This window comes from Parabacteroides sp. CT06, from assembly GCF_002257605.1.
GTDB lineage: Bacteria > Bacteroidota > Bacteroidia > Bacteroidales > Tannerellaceae > Parabacteroides > Parabacteroides distasonis.
In genome coordinates this window covers 2,267,054-2,287,541 of the sequence record NZ_CP022754.1, presented here as the reverse complement: position 1 = coordinate 2,287,541, position 20,488 = coordinate 2,267,054, and the positions used below count along the sequence as shown (strand labels likewise).

Genomic DNA, 20,488 nt, shown 5'->3' with positions numbered 1-20,488 from the left:
TGTTTTTTTTTTGAATTTTAATACTAAAAAAGAGAAGAAATTCATGTCTAAACTGTTTTATTCTCTATACCTTTGCCGACGGAAAAAAACTTAAATCTCATTAAACGCGATGAAGAATGTATTAGTAATTGGTTCTACCGGTCAGATCGGATCAGAGTTAACCATGAAATTAAGAAGTATCTACGGTGGGAACATAGTAGCGGGTTATATCCCGGGTGCGGAACCTAAAGGCGAGTTGTTAGAATCGGGACCTTCCGCTATCGTGGATATCACGAACGAGCAGCAGATCGCTGAGACGGTATCAAAATATAATATTGATACGATCTACAACTTGGCGGCTCTTTTGTCGGCTGTAGCAGAGGCTAAACCTCAGTTGGCGTGGAAGATCGGAATGGGGGGCTTGTTCAATGTGCTTGAGGTGGCCCGTGAGATGCACTGCGCCGTATTTACGCCGAGCTCTATTGGCGTTTTCGGTAACAATACCCCGAAAGACAAGACTCCTCAAGATACGATCCGTAATCCTCGTACGATGTACGGCGTGACGAAGGTATCTGGCGAGTTGTTAAGCGATTATTATAATATCCGTTTCGGCGTGGACACACGTTCGGTTCGTTTCCCCGGATTGATCTCTTACGTAACACCTCCGGGTGGTGGTACGACGGATTACGCTGTCGATATTTACTATTCGGCCGCTAAGGGCGAGAAATTCGTTTGCCCGATCGCAGCCGGTACTTTCATGGATATGATGTACATGCCGGACGGCTTGCGTGCCGCTATCGAGATTATGGAGGCGGATTCTACGAAGTTCGTTCATCGCAACTCTTTCAACATTGCGTCGATGAGTTTCGATCCGGAGATCATCTTTAATAATATCAAGAAATATATGCCTGAATTCCAGATGGAGTATGAGGTAGATCCTTTGCGTCAGGCTATCGCCGAGTCGTGGCCGAACTCCTTGGATGATACTTGCGCCCGCCAAGAGTGGGGCTGGAAGCCGGAGTATGATTTGGATGCCATGACAAAAGACATGTTAGCTAAATTGAAAGAACGTTTCAATAAATAAGAGTGATGTTGTAGCCATGATTGTTTGTGGATAGAGGGGCCGGGGTATCATCGGGGGGGATGATCCCCGGCCTTGTTTTTTAACGCTGCTATTTCAATAAATCCGGCCGGAGGCGTGCCGTACGCTCTTGTGCTTGTTGCAAGCGCCATTCTTCGATCTTGCGCTGGTGCCCGGATAATAGTACCTCGGGTACTTTCCAACCTTTGTAATCGGCGGGACGTGTATAAACAGGCGGGGCCAGTAAGTCATCTTGGAAGGAGTCGGAGAGGGCGCTTTGCTCGTCGCCGATCGCTCCCGGTATCAAGCGTACCACGGCGTCGGTTATGATAGCGGCGGCCAGCTCTCCTCCGGTAAGGACATAGTCTCCTACGGATATCTCTTTCGTTATCAAATGCTCACGGATACGATAGTCGATCCCTTTATAGTGCCCGCAGAGGATAATCATATTATTTAGTAAAGACATGCTGTTGGCCATGGGCTGGTTGAGTGTCTCGCCATCCGGGGAGGTATAGATTACCTCGTCATATTCCCGTTCGCTTTTCAACGCTGAGATCGCCCGGTCTATCGGTTCGATCTGCATCACCATTCCGGCCTCTCCTCCGAACGGATAATCATCCACCCGCCTCCATTTATTAGTGGTGTAATCCCGTAGGTTATGTAAATGAATCTCCGCTAATCCTTTATCTTGCGCCCTCTTGACGATAGAGCAATTAATCATCCCCTCGATCATCTCGGGAAGTACGGTAAGTATATCTATACGCATAAAAAATAGTTGTAACGTTAAAACCTCCCGCAAAGGTACATCTTTATTCTGACTCATCGTAAAGTGAGTCTCTATTATCTATGATTCGCGATAGAAAATTAAGAATGAATGAAACGCATGCGTTGGCGCAGTTAAGAGTTCGTAGAAGTTCATGAGGATATTTTTGTATCGTTTGAATTATTATTCGTACTTTTGTCCGTCAATTCGGCGGCTATCAATAGAGGCCGTGTCTTTAGAGAATAAATTTTATAGCGATGAATATATCTTACAATTGGCTGAAAGAGTATCTTGATTTCGATCTGGAGCCAGAAGAAGTTGCTGCGGCGCTTACCTCTATCGGTTTGGAAACCGGTGGAGTAGAGGAAGTTCAAACCATTAAGGGCGGACTTGAGGGACTGGTTATCGGTGAAGTGTTAACTTGTGAGGAACACCCGAATTCTGACCATTTACATATAACGACCGTAAATGTAGGTGGCGAGGCTCCTTTACAAATCGTATGTGGCGCCCCGAACGTGGCTGCCGGACAGAAAGTGGTCGTAGCCGTGAACGGCACGAAACTGTACGACGGTGATGAATGCTTTACGATCAAGAGATCCAAGATCCGTGGCGTTGAGTCCAACGGTATGATTTGCGCCGAGGACGAGATAGGTATCGGTACCGACCATAACGGTATTATCGTACTTCCCGCCGACGCTGTTGTAGGTACGTTAGCTAAAGATTATTATAATGTAAAGAGCGACTACGTGCTGGAGGTGGATATCACCCCGAACCGTGTAGACGCTACTTCCCATTTCGGTGTCGCCCGTGACTTGGCCGCTTATTTGAAGCAAAACGGCAAGCCCGCCGAATTGAGACGTCCTTCGGTAGATGCTTTCAAGATCGACGACGAGACACCGGGCGTAGAGGTCGTGGTAGAGAATACGGAGGCTTGTCCCCGTTATTCCGGTGTTACGATCAAGGGCGTTACGGTGAAGGAGAGCCCGGAGTGGTTACAAAACCGTTTGCGTGTGATCGGCCTTCGTCCCATCAATAACGTAGTGGATATAACGAACTTTATCCTGCATGAGTTAGGGCAGCCTTTACACTCTTTTGATGCGGGTAAGATCAAAGGAAATAAAGTGATTGTCAAGGCGGCCGAGGCTGGTACGAAATTCGTCACGTTGGATGGCGTGGAGCGTACGTTGACCGATCGTGACTTGATGATTTGTAACGTCGAGGAACCGATGTGTATCGGTGGCGTGTTCGGCGGTTTGGATTCCGGCGTGACGGAGGAGACCACCGACGTATTCTTGGAATCCGCTTGTTTCCATCCGACGTGGATTCGCAAGACCGCCCGTCGTTTTGGCTTGAATACGGACGCTTCTTTCCGCTTCGAGCGTGGTTTGGATCCGAACAATACGATGTATGTATTGAAACGTGCCGCCTTGTTGATACAAGAGTTGGCGGGAGGTAAGATCACGGGTGCTGTACAGGATGTTTATCCTGCCGTGGCGGAACCGTATACGGTTGAGGTGACTTACGAGAAGATCAATACGTTGATCGGTAAGGATATTCCGGTAGAAACCGTGAAAAGTATCTTGGCAAGCCTTGAGATGGAGATCGTATCCGAGACTGCCGAGGGCTTGACTTTGCATGTTCCCGTATATCGTATCGATGTGCAGCGTGATGTAGACGTGATCGAGGATATTCTTCGTATCTACGGATATAATAACGTGGAGTTCAGCGATAACGTGAAGTCCAATTTAAGTTACCAGACTCCTACGGATCGTAGCTGGAAATTGCAGAACTTGATCTCGGAGCAACTTTGCGGTTGTGGTTTCAACGAGATCATGAACAACTCCTTGACACGCTCCGCTTATTATACGGATCTGTCTGTTTATCCGGAAGCACATTGTGTCATGTTGATGAACCCGTTAAGCGCTGATTTAAACTGCATGCGTCAGACCTTGTTGTTCGGCGGCTTGGAGAGCATCGAGTATAACATGAAACGTAAGAAAGGCAATATCCGTTTCTATGAGTTCGGTAATTGCTATGATTATAATATTGATAATAAGAAGGAAGATGAGACCTTGGCGCAGTTCAGTGAGGATTACCGTCTAGGCATCTGGGTAGCCGGCAACCGAGTGGAGAACAACTGGGCGCATCCGGACGAGAAATCTTCCGTTTATGAGTTGAAGGCTTACGTAGAGAATATCTTGGTCCGCTTGGGCGTGGATATGAAACGGGTTATTTTCGGTAACTTGACGAATGATATCTATTCTTCGGGCCTAAGCATCACGACCGGTTCCGGACGTCAATTGGGTACGATGGGTATCGTAAGCAAGAAACTTCGTAAGATGTTGGATATCGATATGGAGGTTTATTACGCTGAGTTGTCGTGGACCCAATTGATGAAGGAGATCAAGAAGGCGAAAGTAACCTTCTCCGAGATTTCCAAGTTCCCGGCCGTTAAACGTGACTTGGCGTTGTTGCTTGATAAGAGCGTACAGTTTAGCGAGGTCGAGAAAATCGCTAAGGATAGCGATCGCAAGCTATTGAAGGAAGTATCTCTGTTTGACGTTTACGAGGGCAAGAATCTTCCGGCGGGCAAGAAGTCGTATGCCGTAAGCTTCTTCATGCAAGATGAGAGCAAGACTTTGAACGATAAGCAGATCGACGCTATCATGAAGAAGATCCAGACGAATCTGGAACAAAAGCTAGGTGCTCAATTGAGATAAGAATTTAATTACATAAAATAAAGATAAACTGATAAACATATGGGAAGAGCGTTTGAGTTTCGTAAAGCGAGAAAGTTTAAGCGTTGGGGCAATATGGCCCGTGTATTCACGAAGTTAGGTAAGGAAATCACGATTGCGGCAAAACAAGGTGGGCCGGAGCCCGAGAATAATCCTCGTTTACGTGTGTTGATGCAGAACGCCAAAAAGGAGAATATGCCGAAGGAGAACGTGGAGCGTGCCATTAAACGTGCTGTATCCAAAGATTTCACGGATTATAAGGAGATGAACTATGAGGGATATGGTCCTTTCGGTATCGCTATCTTCGTTGAGACCGCTACGGATAATACGACTCGTACGGTAGCCAACGTTCGTAGTTATTTCAATAAGAACGGTGGTTCTCTGGGAACATCCGGTAGCTTGGAGTTCTTGTTCGACCATAAATGCGTATTCCATATCGCCAAAAAAGAGGATCTTTCTTTAGAAGACCTAGAGTTGGAGTTGATCGACTTCGGTGTAGATGAGGTTGAGGAAGACGAGGACGAGGTTGTTCTTTATGGTGAGTTCGCGCAGAATTCGGCGATCCAGAAATATTTGGAGGAGAATGGTTTTGAGATCTTGAGTAGTGAGTTCGTACGTATCCCGAACGATTTGAAGGAGGTTACTCCGGAACAGCGTGAGTCTATCGAGAAGATTATCGAGAAATTAGAGGAAGACGAAGACGTTCAAAACGTATTCCATAATATGAAGGAAGACGATTCTGAGGAGGAATAACGTACGCTTATACGTAAAATAGTATACTTTATCCGTAAAAAAGCGACATCGAGGCAAATTCGATGTCGCTTTTTCTTTTTTACAACGAATGTTTCATGTTTTTTATTTATTTTTGTGAGTCTAGGGTGAATAACAATTTAACTTATATGGTGAAAATGAAAAGACTATTTCTTCTTTGTGCGTTCGTGAGCATGTTTGCGACGTGTAATTTTATCTCAGCTCAAAAGGAGTTAGGGATTTTCAATTCTGTTTCGGCAGGAGTGGGTGTTGGTTTGACGGGTGTAGATGTGGAAGTCGCTACTCCTATTACGCCTTATCTGGCGTTGAGAGGTGGTCTTACCTTTATGCCGGGTTTCAGCATTAATACGGACGTGGATGTAGATGTTAACGATCCGCGAGCGGGTGTGTATAATGATACATACTCCATGGATGTCAAAGGTAGCTTGAAACGTACTTCCGGACAGTTGTTGGTGAATGTTTACCCGTTTCCTCACGCTTCTTCGTTCTTCGTTGCGGCCGGCGCCTATTTCGGTGGTTCTTCCTTGGTGAAGATAGAAGGGCATAGTGATAAGCTGAAAGACCTGATCGCCCAAGGAGAAAGTGCGGGCATAGTTATCGGTGATTATACGATTCCGGTGGATAATAACGGTAATGTATCCGGTGGATTGAAAGTGTCCGGTTTTCGTCCTTATCTAGGTCTTGGATTCGGTCGTGCGGTTCCTAAGAAACGGGTTGGCGTGATGTTTGAGCTGGGTGTGCAATTCCATGGCAAACCGGAGGTGTATACGGATTCAGGGGATGTAAAGGACTTGTTGAATGAGATAGACGAGGATGATACCTTTACGAAGATCATGGACAAGCTAACGGTTTATCCGGTCATGAAGATTCGTATTTGCGGAAGAATATTTTGATTGTCAAAGATAGTATAAGCTAAGAGTGGCGTTAATAATACGATGCCACTCTTTTTTTATGGCTAAACTTTCATTTATTTTGTTTATTTTTGTGCGCTGTTAGGGTCATAATTTTGATAAAAATAACTTTATATGAAAAACAAACATTTGGTGATGCTATTGCTATCATCTTGCTGTTTAGCGGCATGTGTGGATAGTAAGTATGATTTAAGCGATGTCAATACGGACGATGCGGTAATGGGTGAGTCTTGGGTAGCTCCCCTCGGTATGGGTTATGTAACGTCGGATGACGTTGTGAATGTAGAGAAAGTCCCTTCCATTCGGGAAGTCGACGGGGCTTACGTCATGATCTATGATGGAGAGATGAAGATTAAGGGGAAAAGCTTACGGGCCGCCTCTGATAAAGTGGAGATCGCCTCGGAAGATATAACGACTGGGGATATCGATGGCTTGTTCGATGGCGATTTCGTTTTGGCGTTAACGAACCCCCACATTACGTTAAAGTCGAATGTAAAGAATGCCTCTTTGGATTGTAGCTTGTCTATCGAGGCTGAGAACACAAGTAAAAAGGAGGCTACTTCCTCTGATTTTACCTTGTCAACGGTGTCTCCTAATATTTGGATCGGCCCTCTTGATCCGAAGACGGATGCTTTTAAGTTTGTCAAGAACGAGAAGTTACCGGGAATCGTACAGATTGTTCCTCAAAAAATACATTTGTCTTTGTCCGCTGATAGCAAACAATGGGCGAACGCTCCTGCGGATGCCTTGAGTGAGTTACGTTATGCGGTAGAGCTTCCGTTGACTCCGGCACCGGAATTTAGCGCCGTATCCGTCGAGCGGATCGAGGACGCTTTTGATGAGGATTTCGTAGACTATATTTTCTCGGACGGAAGCGCGAGGATCTATGGAGAGGTTACGAACGAGATGCCGTTCGATATGTCTATCGAGATGGTGATCATGGATGAGAACAATGTACCGGTAGATATCCAATTCCCGGCACAAGAGGTAAAAGGACAATCTGGAGAGGTTATCTTCGAGATCACGAAGGAGGATATGCCGAAAATGAAGGATGCACGTCATATAGACCTAAATTTACATTTAACGGGTAGAGATCAAGGCGAGGCTTTGAAGAAAGGCCAGAAAACGACCTTCAACTTGAAACTTAAGAAAGAAGGTGGTATCTCCATTTGATCCCAGTACTAACCATTTAAATTACGAAAAAGAAAGATGAATACTATATATAATATGTATAAGAGAGGTCTGTGTGCTTTATGTTTATTGACCACTGTGGGAATGTCGGTATCCGCCCAGCAAATACGAACTTCTTACTTCATGCAATCTTCTACGGCACGCACGACGATGAATCCGGCGTATCGTCCCGAGAGAGGCTATGTCTCCATTCCGGTATTAGGTGCGGTTGGCGCTTCGTATGGTACGAACGGAATAGCTGTGGATAATTTTATTTATCCGAAGAATGGTGAGACCGTTACGTTCATGGATAACTCCGTGAATACCGAGTCTTTCCTGAATGGCTTGAAGGATGAGAATCAGGTAAATATGGATTTTGGCACGCAGGTTCTATCCGGTGGCTGGTACGCCGGCAAGGGATTCTGGACGGTTGATGTTTCTATCAAGGGCTTGGCGAATATTCGTGCTCCGAAGACATTGTTCGAGTTCATGAAAAAGGGTAATGGATCTCAGAGTACCTATGATATTCGTAATATCAGGGCGTACGCCGAGGCTTATTTGGAGACAGGTGTAGGATATTCTCGTCCTATCACGGATAAGTTGACAGTCGGAGGTAAGGTTAAATTGTTATGGGGCGTAGGTTCTATGGACGCTACGATCGATCAGATGCATGCTGAGATGGGAGAGACTAGCTGGAAAGTTACCTCTACCGGTACCTTGCAGACGAATATGAAAGGCTTGGTCCCGGAAATGGAAGTAGACGAGCAAGGCCGTGATTATTATAATAGCTTTGATTTCGATTCTCCGGGTCTTAGCGGTTTCGGTATGGGAGTGGACTTGGGTGCTACGTACCAATTGACCGAGAATATCATGTTGTCCGCCGCTGTCCTTGATTTAGGTTTTATCAGTTGGAGCAAAGGAGGGAGCACGGTAGGTAAGTTGGATGGAACTTTCGACTTTAACGGCTTTGATCTGGCTATCGGCGAGAATAACGGTGATATACCGAGCATGGGCGATCAGTTTGACGCTATCAAGGAAGATTTCGAGAACTTGCTTCATTTCAAGAAAGAGGGTGAGTCCGGAAGCACTACCCGTCTTCGTTCGACAATCAATATCGGTGGCGAGTACCGTTTGCTGGAAAACAAGTTAGGTATCGGCTTATTGTCAAGCACTCGTCTTTATTCCCCGAAAGCCTATACGGAACTGACATTGTCCGGTAATTACCGTCCGGTGAAATGGTTTGAGGCTACGCTGAGCTACTCATTTATCCATAGTAAGTTCAAGACGTATGGTATCGCCTTGAATTTCTCACCGTCTTGGATCAATTTCTTTATTGGATCGGATTATATGTTGACAAAGGTAACTCCACAATGCTTACCGGTAAGCGGTAACGCCATGAATCTTTACATGGGAGTAAGTGTTCCTTTGAAATCATTCGCTAATTAATAGGGAATACTCAGAATAGAGTCTGTATCATAAAGGAAAAGGCTGTCCGGGTTATATACCCAGACAGTCTTTTCTTTTTTATTAGGCTCGTTTTATTAGGTTTTTTATCTTTGTGGACTGATTGAAAGGAAGAAATTGGATATGAGATTAAAGACTTTAGCCACCCATCCGGTATGGAGAGAGCCCCGGACTGTATTCGGGGTATGGATGCTAACCGGTGTTATTTTTGCTATTGTCAAGTTGTTGATTGGAAAATATAATAATTATAAGATATTTGAAGGAGTCTATTGGCATGCTATCGAGGGGTTAACCTTATATGGGGATCATTATCCGGAATATTATGATTCAAATCATTATGGAATCTTATTTAGTCTTATCATAGCTCCTTTCGCCCTGTTACCGGAATGGTTGGGTATAATCTTATGGATAGCGGGTAATACCGCCCTATTGTTTTATGCGATTAGCCGATTGCCATTGTCGAGTACCCAAAAAATCATTATTTATTGGTATTCGTATTGTGAGTTGATGACGGCTCAAGGAGTACAGCAATTCAATATATCAGTAGCGGCCTTTATCTTATTATCGTTTGTCTTGATACTGGAGAAAAAGGATTTCTGGGCGGCAGGCATTATTATGCTCGGAACATTTATCAAGATCTATCCGATCGTGGGATTGGCGTTCTTTTTCTTCTCAAGGCAGAAAGTGAGGTTATTAGCCTCTTGTCTTTTCTGGGGATTGGTTTGCTTTGTGATCCCGGTGCTTTATACACCGGGGTTTGAGTATGTGATCTCTCAGTATATAGATTGGTTTGAGCGATTGAAGGTGAAAAATATGTTGAATATGTTCGCTGATCCACAAAATATATCATTATTAGGAGTGGTTCGAAAGATATCCGGGAATGCGGAGTATAGCGATATGTGGCTTATCATACCGGGCTTGATTTTATTCTGCATTCCATATTTAAGGATCTCTCAATATAAATATCCGGCTTTTCGCTTTATGTTGTTGGCTAATGTTTTATTATTTGTCGTATTATTCAGTACGGGAAGCGAGGCGAGTGGATATATCATAGCGATGATAGGAGTCGCTATCTGGTATATATGCAGTGTATCGCCCCATAAGAAATATACTTATTGGCTTTGGATAGCTACCTTGGTGATTGTTGGCTTATCCACTACAGAGCTGGTTCCATCTATTGTCCGGAATGGACTGATCCGTCCGTATGTGATAAAAGCTTGGCCTTGCATTGTGGTGTGGCTGACCATTTGCTATGAGATGTGTTTCTTGGATTTTAGTCATTCTCCTTATAAGCATATCACGACTTAGGCAGAGTGAATATCGCCTGTTTTTTAATAGAAGGTTACATAATAAAACGAGACTACTCCCGACAAGCGATGAGAGTAGTCTCGTTTTAAACTACTTTTTATCGATCTCTTTCAGTAATTCTTGTACCGCTGTTCTCAATTGCGTATCTTCCCCTTTGACAACAGTTTCCGGAGAATTAGCGACTTTAACATCCGGTTCCAGCTGTGTGTTCTCTAAGTAACTACCGTCCGACAGGCGATAACCGGTAATAGGTGTGCCGAATACCAGCGTCGGATCTTGCAGGGTTTCCCAAGAGACGGTAGTCATTGTTCCCGGTACGGGCATACCTACCAGACGTCCGATCTGTTGGTGCTTATAAACCCACGGGGTTCCATGTGCGTTACTATAATTAGCCTCGCATTGCAACATGATGGAAGGTTTATTCCAGCGGCGGCTAGGCATATCGCAAGCCTCTCGGCCACGTGTCACTTGGGTGAGGTATTTCTCTCCGCTGAACAAGATCTCGATATCCTCGTGCAAGCGCCCACCACCATTAAAGCGGGTGTCAATGACGATTCCCTCCCGGTCGTTATATTTACCTAGGATATCGGAGTAGACAGAGCGGAAACTAGGATCTCCCATGGATTGGATATGGACGTATCCCAATCGTCCGTTCGACCATTTATCCACGTCGGCGGCACGTTGTTTCACCCAGCGGGTATAAAGCAAGTTATTTAACTCACCGTTACTGATAGGCAAGACTACCTCTTCCCAGCGTTCCTTGGTTTGTGGATCGTAGAGGGAAACTAAGGTCTTCTTTTTGGCCTTATTGTTTAATAGCTTGGAGTAATCCATATCCGGGGTTATTTCCTGTCCGTCTATTTTCTCCATGATGGTACCGGCTTTCACTTTGGAACGTGCGTGATCGAACGGGCCTTTTTCCACTACCTCAGCGATTAATAAACCTTTGCCGCTATGGTTCCAATCGAAAAGTAGGCCTAGGTTGGCGGTAATATTGCCGCTTGTTTGCGGACGGAAGCGTCCTCCGGTGTGGGAGACGTTGAGTTCTCCCAGATATTCGCTTAGCAACTCTGCGAAGTCATAGTTGTTATTGATATGTGGCAAGAACTTACGGTAGGCGGCGGTCATAACGTCCCAATTTACGCCGTGCATGTTCACGTTGTAGAACCGTTTTTGCTCTTGTTTATAGACATGGTCGAACATATACTCACGCTCGGCGGCCAAGTCCATTTTTAAGTTCGCTTGGTAATGAATCGGTGTTAGTTTCTCCGATCCCATATCCATTTTTTGCATGGAATTGCTACCCAACAAGAACAGGTTCTTACCTTCCTTATCCATTTCCATGTTCGCCCATCCGGTATTCATCTTGTGGAGTAGCTTGGTCTCTTTCTTGCGCAAGTCCATTTTCCACAGGTCGTATTTGTCTTCGAAAGCCGAGAAATAATATAAGGTCTCGCCATTCTTCGAGATGACGGCGCTACCCATTTCGGAGGAATTAGGAGTAAGGCGTAGGATACGATCTTGGATGCCTTTCAGTTCCACTACGATATCCTTGGGCTTTTCGTCTTTCTTTTCATCGGCTTTATCTTCTTTTTTCTTGTCGTCGGTTTTGTCCCCGGCTACCTCTTTCTGCTCCTTTTCCAGTTCCTTTTGCAACTCATAATCCTCTTTGCTCAAGCGGAATTTATCATAAGCGTCTTGATTCATGAATACCAGCATGGCATCATTCAAGGAACCCCATGAGGCATGCGCACGCATTCCGTAACGCTCGGTGGTGAATAAGATGGCGTTTCCATCCAGTACCCATTGTGGGGAGGTGCTGGTGTAACCGCTATTGGTCAGGTTGGTGATCTCCCCGCCTTGCGCGCTAACCAAGCCTATATCCGAATAAGGATCGTGTTTGTTGCCGATAAACCGGAGCGTGAACCATTTACCGTCTGGCGACCATGAGTAATCGAAACCGCCGGCTGTACTATACCATGTGGAGCCATCCGTGACTTGGCGTACTTTCTTCGTCTCAAGGTTGACTACCATCAACCGCATACGATCTTCTATGAAAGCGAGTTCCTTAGCATCCGGTGAGAATTGAGGATAATTACGCTCTACGGTCTTAGAAGGCAGGAGAACTTCCTCTTCGATAATCGTTGCGTTCGGGAAATTAGCTTCTTCCTTACGGGCGATCTTAGCCAAGTAAAGTTGCCAATTACCACCACGCTCGCTGGCGTAAGCCAAGGTACGGTTATCCGGCGAGAAGCATACGCCTGTTTCGGCGGCCGGGGTATTGGTGATTTGTTTGGTCGTGTTGTAATCGGCCGAGGTGACGAATACCTCGCCTCTTAGGGTTAAGGCGATCTGCTTGCCATCGGGGGATACGGTGGCAGAGGTAGCTCCTTTGCTGGAATTCAGATCGCTGATTTGCTCTTGATCGTCACGGATCAAATCAATCCGCACTTTCTGCGGATTGACTCCCGGACGTTGTGTATAGATCTCGCCATCGTATGTGTAGCATAATGTATTGTCGCTACTTGTAGAGAGGAAACGTACGGGATGTGTCTTGAACTTAGTAACCGCCGTTATAGATTGTGGGGTGTTGAGAGGGAATGAATATACATTGAAAGAACCTCCGTTGCGTTCGCTCAGAAAGTAAACCGTCTGTCCATCCGGGGTAAATACGGCGTTGCGGTCTTCTCCCGCATGGTCGGTCAAATTGGTATGTTTTCCAGTTTGCGTATCGTACATCCATATATCCCGGGTGACGGACGAGGTATGATGTTTACGCCATTCATCCTCGAAGCCCTTACGGTCTTGGTATAAGAATGTCTTTCCGGATTTATCGAAGCAAACCATCTCGGCGGGTGTTCCCAATACTTGCTCCGTACGTCCGCCACCGATCGGCACTTTATAAAGTTCCGTCATGGCCGAGGTCGGGAATAAGGCACTCTGGGCGGGATCTTGTATGGATGCGGAGAAGAGTACGTATTTGCCGTCGGGAGTAAAGGCCGATGGAATCTCGGAGGCGGAATGAGTGGTGAGGCACTGTGCCGTTCCACCGTTGGAGGGCATTACGAATAAATCGAAATTGCCGTTACGATCGCTGGCGAAAGCGATTTGTTTTCCGTCCGGAGACCAGATTGGCGTGCATTCATACGATGCTTGGGTGGTAAGTTGTGTCGCTGTTCCTCCTTTGGCCGGTACTTTATAGATATCTCCTTTGTAACAAAACGCGATCTCTGTTCCATCAGGAGAAATTTGTACATCACGCATCCACAAAGGGGTTACAGCGTAGCTGGTAGTCGCAAAGCCCAAGGCAATGCAGGTTAAAAGTTTTTTCATGTACTTAATGCTTTTTTAGAATGGTACGAAGATACATATTATTTTGTACCCATCAGTCTGCTCTCTATTGAAATATTAACTGGATTTACCCTTTCAATTTCACGATAAATAACACGAGGCTTTCCCCTTGGGCCTGTGCGGGGAAAGTATTTCGCAGATCCTCTCCGGATTTGCTGAAACAATAGGAATGGCAATAGGGATCGATAGGGTCCATTCGTCGCACATTACCGGTTTGATAAAAATTATCTTTTAATCCTTCTTTTACCTGCCAGTATTCTTCCTTCTCCGTATCATAACAGAAGGTGTAATTTCTGGACTCATCCTCTGCGTTATAGTAAGTAGATACCCAGAAACGGCTACCCATGCGGATCGGTAGCAAAGGAAGTGTATTCTTTCCGGCAAGGTTCTCCAAGGCTTGGCTTTGCCGCTTTTGCTTAATATATAAAGTGTCCCGTAATAAGTTCCCGGGTTGATAGGAGGGGGCGTAGGCATAAACCGTTCCGCTTCCGGGCTCCACGGCTATTTCCGGGGCGAGACAACCGATCGGGCATGCGGAACGTTCCAGATCGACCGGACGGATCGTATGAGATTGTAATTTATGGAAAGAGGAATCGTATTCAACGATTTGTTTCTCAATCGTGGCGGTTTTCCCTGCCGTATCCCCATGAACACATTCCTCGGTGGTAAATATCCGGTTATTGTGCATGGATATGGATAGCATATGCCTATTCTCCGGAAGGTCGCATTTCAGTTTCTTACGGGTAAGGAGATCACCATTGAATGAGTAATAGAAAATATCGTCCGTGTTTCCAAGTACGATCAGCTGCTGGTTGGCCGGGTTCACTACATACCCCGCTACCCGTATGTCATCCGGATGGGTGATGCGACAGATAAATTCTCCCTTGCGATTGAAACGGTAAAGCGTCTCATTGCTGATAAGGAATAGGTTATCTCCCTCTTGACGGATATACTTGGCCTCCTTGATCGAATGCGTCCCTGAGTCCTGTAATGGAATGGCGATTACCTCATCCGCGATGTCAGACAAGGCTCCGGTAGGGTTGCTCCGGATCGATTCATTCGAGATTAACAGGTTATAGGCTTGCTTTCCGCAAACCAATAGAACAAGTAGTAATAAATATGTAAAGGTTCTTTTCATATCACCGCTAAATTAAAGAAGGATAAACCTTTTTATGATTTTTACGAATTGTTTTTATAAAACGTAGATCATCTGATTTTATTGGATAAGCCTAGAATTATTCTTGTAGAAATACCCAATTATCCCCCTCGGACATGGATTCTTTATAGGAAAAGCCTTCCCATGTGAATGCTTTTAATGCCTCCGGGTCAGAAATCCGGTTCTTTATGAGATAGTGGCTCATTTGTCCCCGGCACATCTTGGCGTAGATCACGATCGTCTCCGCTTTGCCGTTCTTCCAGATCTTGAACTCGGGCGTGATGATCCGGACGGATCGCTCCACCTCCTTCCACTGGAAAGAGGGTTGGATATCCAAGCTGGCTAGATTCAGTAGGATTCCGTCTCCCTGTCGGACGTCATGGATTAATATATTTGTTTGCCTGTCCTTCCAGAAGGTGTACATATTCCCGTCGCCTAGTTCCGGGATTTTTACGTCGAACTCCATCCGGTAAGGCTTGATAAGGTCTAATGGGCGAAGTAACCCGTAGCATCCCGATACGAAACGCATATGTTCTTGCGAGAAAAGAAAATCCTCCTCCGTGAAGTCTTTCGGGCTGATATTCTTGAATACGACACCGGTATAGGCGAGTATCGCTTGCAAGGGCTGGTTGTCTTCCGCATGAAAATCTTGGTATCTGCGGTAACATTCCGCCGCCAGTTTCGGGCTGAGCTTGAGGATACGACTTAATTCGTCAATGGGAAATTGGGTCATATGCAGGGCGATCTCGTTCGCCTCTTGCTGGAAACGTGGAGTCGTGCCTTGCGGCGCTTTTATCTTGGATGTCCCGGTCATTGTCTTAGCCGGAGATAATAATATCAACATATCTATATTGGATTTGGATTGATCGCATAAAGGTAATCCATATTAAGATTCAAATAGGGTATAAGCATCCCAATAAATCTTAAAGTATCTCGACTCGAATGGGGGATTTAATGGAGGAATGAGTCTTGGTGATAGAAATGTAATGAGGATTATGAAGATGAGAGACGTGAAGATGCGACCTATATTCCTTTTGATAGTATTCATCCTACCTACGATGGCCCATGCGCAGTGGACGGAACAGGATTCTTTGCGCCTGCAAGAATTTTTATCCGGCAAGGAGGAGATACGTTTGAATCCTGAGTTTCAGAAGGCGATAGAAAGCGGGACTTTTCTACGACCCGATCAACCGGGAACCCATATGTTATCCTCACCAAGTGAGTTGCCGATTACGAAAGACTTCTCGGAATATGTACAGTTAGATACTTTACGTAGGTTGACCAATTATGATTCGATTACCCCAGTCCTATTCATGCTGCTGAATTTTAAGTCACCTTCCCGTTCATTGGCCATACAGAAGCAAGCGCACACGATTAGGCTCCCTAAGAATCAGGATTGGAAAGAGTTAAAGGTAGGTAAGGTTCCTATGGCTGCCAACGTAAAACTGACTAATATATACTCGGATGTCGTGAAAGATGGCCAGCGAAGGGGAGGGGTACTTGCTACCATAAGAGTCTATTTCGACGCAGAGGATTTACTAGAGACTATTTTCTGGAAAAGTGCCCGTGATAAGAAGAGAAACAGGAAACGGGAGAATACGTGGAAGTATTATAATGACTATCCGTAAATTGTTGGATTTATAGGATATAACCACTCGAAAAAAACACGTACGTGAATTTCAAAAAACATGTACGTGTTTCCGGAAAAACTCGTACGTGTTTTTTTGAGAACATTGACTGTTTTTACCTAGATACTGTGTGTTTACTATCAAAACCTTTTTCTCTCTCTTTTGTTCTTTCTGAAAAGATACGTCCGAATGACATCCGAAATGGACGGTTTGACGGGGAGTTCTCTATTCTGTTTTATAATATTAAGACAAAATGTCATATTTTCGTTTTGGTATTTCTTTTGTAAGGATATAAGTGTAAAATAAAATTAGAAAAGAATATAAGAAAGGAGCTTAAATACATGAATTTAAACAATTTTACAATCAAGGCGCAGGAGGCTGTTCAACAAGCCGTACAGCTGGTTACTAAAAATAACCAACAGGTTATCGAACCTGTTCACTTGTTGAAAGCTGTCATTATGACGGGTGAGAGTGTTACTAATTTTATCTTTCAGAAATTAGGGGTAAACGCTCAAAACCTGAATATGGTACTGGATCGCCAAATCGAATCTTATCCTAAGGTTTCGGGAGGCGAACCCTATCTCTCTAGCGAGTCGAACGCTGTCTTACAGAAGGCGATCGATTATTCCTCTAAAATGGGGGATCAATATGTATCGTTGGAGCCGATCATCTTGGCGTTGTTTACGGAAAAGAGCACCGCTTCACAGATATTGAAAGACGCCGGCGTGACAGAGAAAGAGTTACGTCAAGCGATCGAGGAATTGCGTAAAGGAAATAAGGTGACAAGCCAATCCGCCGAGGAGACTTACGATGCCTTAGGAAAATACGCCATCAATTTGAACGAGCGTGCCCGTAGCGGTAAGCTAGACCCCGTGATCGGACGTGACGAGGAGATCCGCCGTGTCTTGCAGATATTGAGCCGCCGTACGAAGAACAATCCGATCTTGATCGGTGAGCCAGGTGTAGGTAAGACTGCTATCGCTGAGGGGTTGGCCCATCGTATCGTTCGGGGTGACGTTCCCGAGAACTTGAAGTCTAAACAGATCTTCTCGTTGGATATGGGCGCGTTGATCGCCGGAGCTAAATATAAAGGCGAGTTCGAGGAACGTTTGAAAGCGGTGGTGAACGAGGTTACGAAATCCGAGGGCGAGATCATCCTCTTTATCGATGAGATCCATACCTTGGTAGGAGCCGGTAAAGGCGAAGGTGCCATGGATGCCGCTAACATCTTGAAACCGGCTTTGGCTCGTGGTGAGCTACGTTCGATCGGTGCCACGACGTTGGATGAGTATCAGAAGTATTTTGAGAAGGATAAGGCGCTTGAGCGTCGGTTCCAGACCGTTATCGTAGACGAGCCGAGTGAGTTGGATACGATCTCCATCCTTCGTGGTTTGAAGGAAAAATATGAGAATCACCATAAAGTACGTATCAAGGATGATGCCATTATCTCCGCCGTACAGTTGTCTACCCGTTATATCACGGATCGTTTCTTGCCGGATAAGGCGATCGATTTGATGGATGAGGCCGCCGCCCGTCTGCGTTTGCAGATCGATTCCGTACCGGAGTCGTTGGATGAGGTTTCCCGCCGTATCAAACAGTTGGAGATCGAGCGTGAGGCGATCAAGCGTGAGAACGACAAGTCTAAATTAGAGCAACTGAACAAGGAGATCGCCGACTTGAAGGAGGAGGAGACCAAGCAAAAGGCTCAGTGGCAAAGCGAGAAGGAGCAGATCAATAAGATCCAGCAAAATAAGATCGATATCGAGAACCTAAAGTTTGAGGCTGATAAGGCGGAGCGTGAGGGGGATTACGGCAAGGTCGCTGAGATCCGTTACGGTAAGATCAAGCAAAAGGAAGAGGAGATCAAGGAGGTACAGGCTAAGTTGAAGACGATGCAAGGTGCCGCGGCTATGATCAAGGAGGAAGTGGATAGCGACGATATCGCCGATGTGGTATCCCGTTGGACTGGAATTCCGGTCAGCAAGATGATGCAGAGCGAGAAAGATAAGTTATTACGTCTGGAGTCCGAGCTTCATACCCGTGTGATCGGTCAGGAAGAGGCGATCAACGCTATCGCCGATGCGGTTCGTCGTAGTCGTGCCGGCCTGCAGGACCCGAAACGACCGATCGGTTCTTTCATCTTCCTCGGTACTACCGGTGTGGGTAAGACGGAGTTGGCCAAGGCGTTGGCCGAGTATCTGTTCGATGATGAGAATATGATGACCCGTATCGACATGAGTGAGTATCAAGAGAAATTCAGCGCGACTCGTTTGATCGGTGCGCCTCCGGGATATGTGGGTTACGATGAGGGTGGACAGTTGACGGAGGCGATTCGCCGGAAACCTTACTCGGTTGTCTTGTTCGATGAGATCGAAAAGGCGCATCCGGATGTATTCAACATCTTGTTGCAAGTCTTGGATGATGGACGGTTGACGGATAACAAAGGCCGTGTTGTCAACTTCAAGAACACGATCATTATCATGACAAGTAACCTAGGTTCTTCCTTGATCCGTGAGAACTTCGAGAAGATGACACCCGCCACGCATGACAAGGTGGTAGACGAGACGAAGATCCAAGTACTGGAACTGTTGAAGAAGACGATCCGTCCGGAGTTCTTGAACCGTATCGACGATATCATCATGTTTACTCCGCTGAACGAGGAGGAGATTCGCAAGATCGTATCCTTGCAGTTGAACAGCGTGAAGAAGATGTTGGCTACGAACGGTGTCGCCTTGGACTTCACGAACGAGGCCGTGGACTTTATCGCCGACAAGGGCTTCGATCCTCAATTCGGTGCCCGTCCGGTAAAACGTGTCATTCAGAAGTATGTCTTGAACGAGTTGTCAAAGGCTTTGCTGGGTGGAACGGTAGACCGTAACCGCCCGATCGTGATCGATAGGAAAGACGATGGTCTGGAATTTAAGAACTAAAGTAGACTTGAACGCTTGACGTTAAGCGTGGTGTTTCTATAAAATAATGAAGGTGGAATGATCCTATGTGAATCATTCCGCCTTTTTATTTTTCACTAATAGGTAGATACGGCTTGGTGCGATTATTTCCGGGTGGGAACCGTGCACCAAAATGTAGATCCTTTTCCAACGCTTGACTCCACGCCGATCTCTCCACCTAAATGTTTAATGATTAATTCACAGATAGACAGCCCGAGCCCCGTACCTTGGGTGAAGGAATCTAATTTAGCGAATCGATCGAAAACACGGGAGATATTTTCTTCAGCTATCCCTTTTCCCGTATCGGTAACAAAGAAATAAATATCGTCTTTCCTTATTTCATATCCGATCGTTATCATTCCCTCGAAAGTGTATTTGCAAGCATTATTGATGAAATTAGCCAGTACTTGGGATAAACGGTTTCTCTCAGTATGGATAATGTAGCTTTCCGCAGGCAGTTCCGTGCGGAATTCTACTCCTTCCTTGATCTTGAATCGGTAACTCCGCCATAGGGTTTGTATAAGCTCGTTAATCTCCACTTCCGTATAAAGGAAATCCAATATACCGGCTTCTATTTTTGACATATCGAGTATGTCATTGATTAAATTAAGGAGTAGCTCATTGTTTGCGTGAATGATTTTAGCGAATTCTTTGATCTCCTCTTTATCCTCACTTTCGCTGATAAGGGTCGAGAAACCTACGATCGCATTCAATGGGGTCCGTATCTCATGGCTCATATTGGCGAGGAAAGCACTTGTCAACCGGTTTGATTCTTCCGCCTTCTCACGTAAGCGGATCACTTCTTCGGCCATATTTCGTTCGGTGTCAAGAATGTCTTTCTTATGCCGATGTTCCCTCATCGAAAGGAGGATAAGTAGAAAGGCGATAAGAGCTATCGCCACTACCTCGAATGGGGACTCTATCATGAAACTCGGGACTACTACGAGGCTCATTTGCTTAAAGGTAGAAATAGGGTAAAGTTTGGGGTTGATTGTTGACGTGGAATGGCCGTATGCTTGATCGGTTTTAGACAGGAATGATTTGTAGGCACCTTTCATGGAATGTTTAAGATCGCTTGGCGTGATTGGACTGATTACATATGAGGTCTTGAATAAGTAAGCCTTGATAGGCCCGATTTTGCTCCGGAGAGCTCGGGTACTTGTGGTACTTTGTATTTTAGGTTCCATTGTAATCATAATTTAATACATTTACTGAGTTCT

General features: G+C 45.5%; 14 protein-coding genes. 9 read left to right on the top strand and 5 right to left on the bottom strand.

Annotated features, from left to right (window positions below):
* The first annotated feature begins 109 nt into the window (after positions 1-109).
* Positions 110-1,063, top strand: a complete 954-nt coding sequence (locus tag CI960_RS09900; RefSeq protein WP_005856666.1) for an NAD-dependent epimerase/dehydratase family protein — start codon at positions 110-112, stop codon at positions 1,061-1,063.
* An 88-nt stretch (positions 1,064-1,151) separates the two neighbouring features.
* On the opposite strand, the gene trmD is transcribed toward CI960_RS09900, so the two are convergent.
* The gene (trmD, locus tag CI960_RS09895) at positions 1,152-1,826 is read right to left on the bottom strand and encodes a tRNA (guanosine(37)-N1)-methyltransferase TrmD (RefSeq protein WP_008772076.1); all 675 of its coding nucleotides are present in this window, start codon (positions 1,824-1,826) and stop codon (positions 1,152-1,154) included.
* A 254-nt stretch (positions 1,827-2,080) separates the two neighbouring features.
* Between trmD and pheT the strand changes: the two genes are divergently transcribed.
* The 6 genes from pheT to CI960_RS09865 all read left to right on the top strand — a co-directional run bounded on the left by pheT (position 2,081) and on the right by CI960_RS09865 (position 10,185).
* On the top strand, positions 2,081-4,543 hold the full coding sequence (gene pheT / locus CI960_RS09890; protein ID WP_005856670.1) for a phenylalanine--tRNA ligase subunit beta: 2,463 nt from the start codon (positions 2,081-2,083) through the stop codon (positions 4,541-4,543).
* A gap of 39 nt (positions 4,544-4,582) precedes the next feature.
* Entirely contained in the window at positions 4,583-5,314 is a 732-nt protein-coding gene (locus tag CI960_RS09885) for a YebC/PmpR family DNA-binding transcriptional regulator (RefSeq protein WP_005856672.1), read from the top strand.
* Positions 5,315-5,460: 146 nt separating this feature from the next.
* Positions 5,461-6,225, top strand: a complete 765-nt coding sequence (locus CI960_RS09880; protein WP_005856675.1) for a hypothetical protein — start codon at positions 5,461-5,463, stop codon at positions 6,223-6,225.
* 132 nt (positions 6,226-6,357) lie between these two features.
* On the top strand, positions 6,358-7,416 hold the full coding sequence (locus tag CI960_RS09875) for a DUF4621 domain-containing protein (RefSeq protein ID WP_005856677.1): 1,059 nt from the start codon (positions 6,358-6,360) through the stop codon (positions 7,414-7,416).
* Between the two features lie 36 nt (positions 7,417-7,452).
* Entirely contained in the window at positions 7,453-8,859 is a 1,407-nt protein-coding gene (locus tag CI960_RS09870) for a DUF5723 family protein (RefSeq protein WP_005856679.1), read from the top strand.
* A 141-nt stretch (positions 8,860-9,000) separates the two neighbouring features.
* Positions 9,001-10,185, top strand: a complete 1,185-nt coding sequence (locus tag CI960_RS09865; RefSeq protein WP_005856681.1) for a glycosyltransferase family 87 protein — start codon at positions 9,001-9,003, stop codon at positions 10,183-10,185.
* 90 nt (positions 10,186-10,275) lie between these two features.
* On the opposite strand, the gene CI960_RS09860 is transcribed toward CI960_RS09865, so the two are convergent.
* The 3 genes from CI960_RS09860 to yaaA all read right to left on the bottom strand — a co-directional run bounded on the left by CI960_RS09860 (position 10,276) and on the right by yaaA (position 15,536).
* Positions 10,276-13,518: a S41 family peptidase gene (locus CI960_RS09860; protein ID WP_005856683.1), complete on the bottom strand. Its 3,243-nt coding sequence runs from the start codon at positions 13,516-13,518 to the stop codon at positions 10,276-10,278.
* 85 nt (positions 13,519-13,603) lie between these two features.
* Positions 13,604-14,674, bottom strand: coding sequence for a 6-bladed beta-propeller (locus CI960_RS09855; protein WP_094582343.1), 1,071 nt, complete (start codon positions 14,672-14,674; stop codon positions 13,604-13,606).
* Between the two features lie 97 nt (positions 14,675-14,771).
* On the bottom strand, positions 14,772-15,536 hold the full coding sequence (gene yaaA, locus CI960_RS09850; RefSeq protein WP_005856688.1) for a peroxide stress protein YaaA: 765 nt from the start codon (positions 15,534-15,536) through the stop codon (positions 14,772-14,774).
* Between the two features lie 151 nt (positions 15,537-15,687).
* On the opposite strand from yaaA, the gene CI960_RS09845 reads away from it, so the two are divergent.
* Positions 15,688-16,320 (top strand): DUF4858 domain-containing protein, encoded by a 633-nt coding sequence (locus CI960_RS09845; RefSeq protein WP_005856690.1) that lies wholly within the window; start codon positions 15,688-15,690, stop codon positions 16,318-16,320.
* 341 nt (positions 16,321-16,661) lie between these two features.
* Complete coding sequence (clpB, locus tag CI960_RS09835) at positions 16,662-19,250, top strand: ATP-dependent chaperone ClpB (RefSeq protein ID WP_005856692.1); 2,589 nt, start codon at positions 16,662-16,664, stop codon at positions 19,248-19,250.
* Between the two features lie 122 nt (positions 19,251-19,372).
* Here clpB and CI960_RS09830 read toward each other — a convergent pair whose 3' ends face one another.
* Positions 19,373-20,455 carry a HAMP domain-containing sensor histidine kinase gene (locus CI960_RS09830; RefSeq protein ID WP_224202333.1) on the bottom strand — a complete coding sequence of 361 codons (1,083 nt, stop codon included), beginning with the start codon at positions 20,453-20,455 and terminating at the stop codon, positions 19,373-19,375.
* Between the last annotated feature and the right edge of the window lie 33 nt (positions 20,456-20,488).

What these genes read in the sequence shown, in the direction of transcription:
- CI960_RS09900 (WP_005856666.1), top strand. Translation starts at nt 110, where the DNA reads ATGAAGAATGTATTAGTAATTGGTTCTACCGGTCAGATCGGATCAGAG.
- trmD (WP_008772076.1), bottom strand. Translation starts at nt 1,826, where the DNA reads ATGCGTATAGATATACTTACCGTACTTCCCGAGATGATCGAGGGGATG.
- pheT (WP_005856670.1), top strand. Translation starts at nt 2,081, where the DNA reads ATGAATATATCTTACAATTGGCTGAAAGAGTATCTTGATTTCGATCTG.
- CI960_RS09885 (WP_005856672.1), top strand. Translation starts at nt 4,583, where the DNA reads ATGGGAAGAGCGTTTGAGTTTCGTAAAGCGAGAAAGTTTAAGCGTTGG.
- CI960_RS09880 (WP_005856675.1), top strand. Translation starts at nt 5,461, where the DNA reads ATGGTGAAAATGAAAAGACTATTTCTTCTTTGTGCGTTCGTGAGCATG.
- CI960_RS09875 (WP_005856677.1), top strand. Translation starts at nt 6,358, where the DNA reads ATGAAAAACAAACATTTGGTGATGCTATTGCTATCATCTTGCTGTTTA.
- CI960_RS09870 (WP_005856679.1), top strand. Translation starts at nt 7,453, where the DNA reads ATGAATACTATATATAATATGTATAAGAGAGGTCTGTGTGCTTTATGT.
- CI960_RS09865 (WP_005856681.1), top strand. Translation starts at nt 9,001, where the DNA reads ATGAGATTAAAGACTTTAGCCACCCATCCGGTATGGAGAGAGCCCCGG.
- CI960_RS09860 (WP_005856683.1), bottom strand. Translation starts at nt 13,518, where the DNA reads ATGAAAAAACTTTTAACCTGCATTGCCTTGGGCTTTGCGACTACCAGC.
- CI960_RS09855 (WP_094582343.1), bottom strand. Translation starts at nt 14,674, where the DNA reads ATGAAAAGAACCTTTACATATTTATTACTACTTGTTCTATTGGTTTGC.
- yaaA (WP_005856688.1), bottom strand. Translation starts at nt 15,536, where the DNA reads ATGTTGATATTATTATCTCCGGCTAAGACAATGACCGGGACATCCAAG.
- CI960_RS09845 (WP_005856690.1), top strand. Translation starts at nt 15,688, where the DNA reads ATGAAGATGAGAGACGTGAAGATGCGACCTATATTCCTTTTGATAGTA.
- clpB (WP_005856692.1), top strand. Translation starts at nt 16,662, where the DNA reads ATGAATTTAAACAATTTTACAATCAAGGCGCAGGAGGCTGTTCAACAA.
- CI960_RS09830 (WP_224202333.1), bottom strand. Translation starts at nt 20,455, where the DNA reads ATGGAACCTAAAATACAAAGTACCACAAGTACCCGAGCTCTCCGGAGC.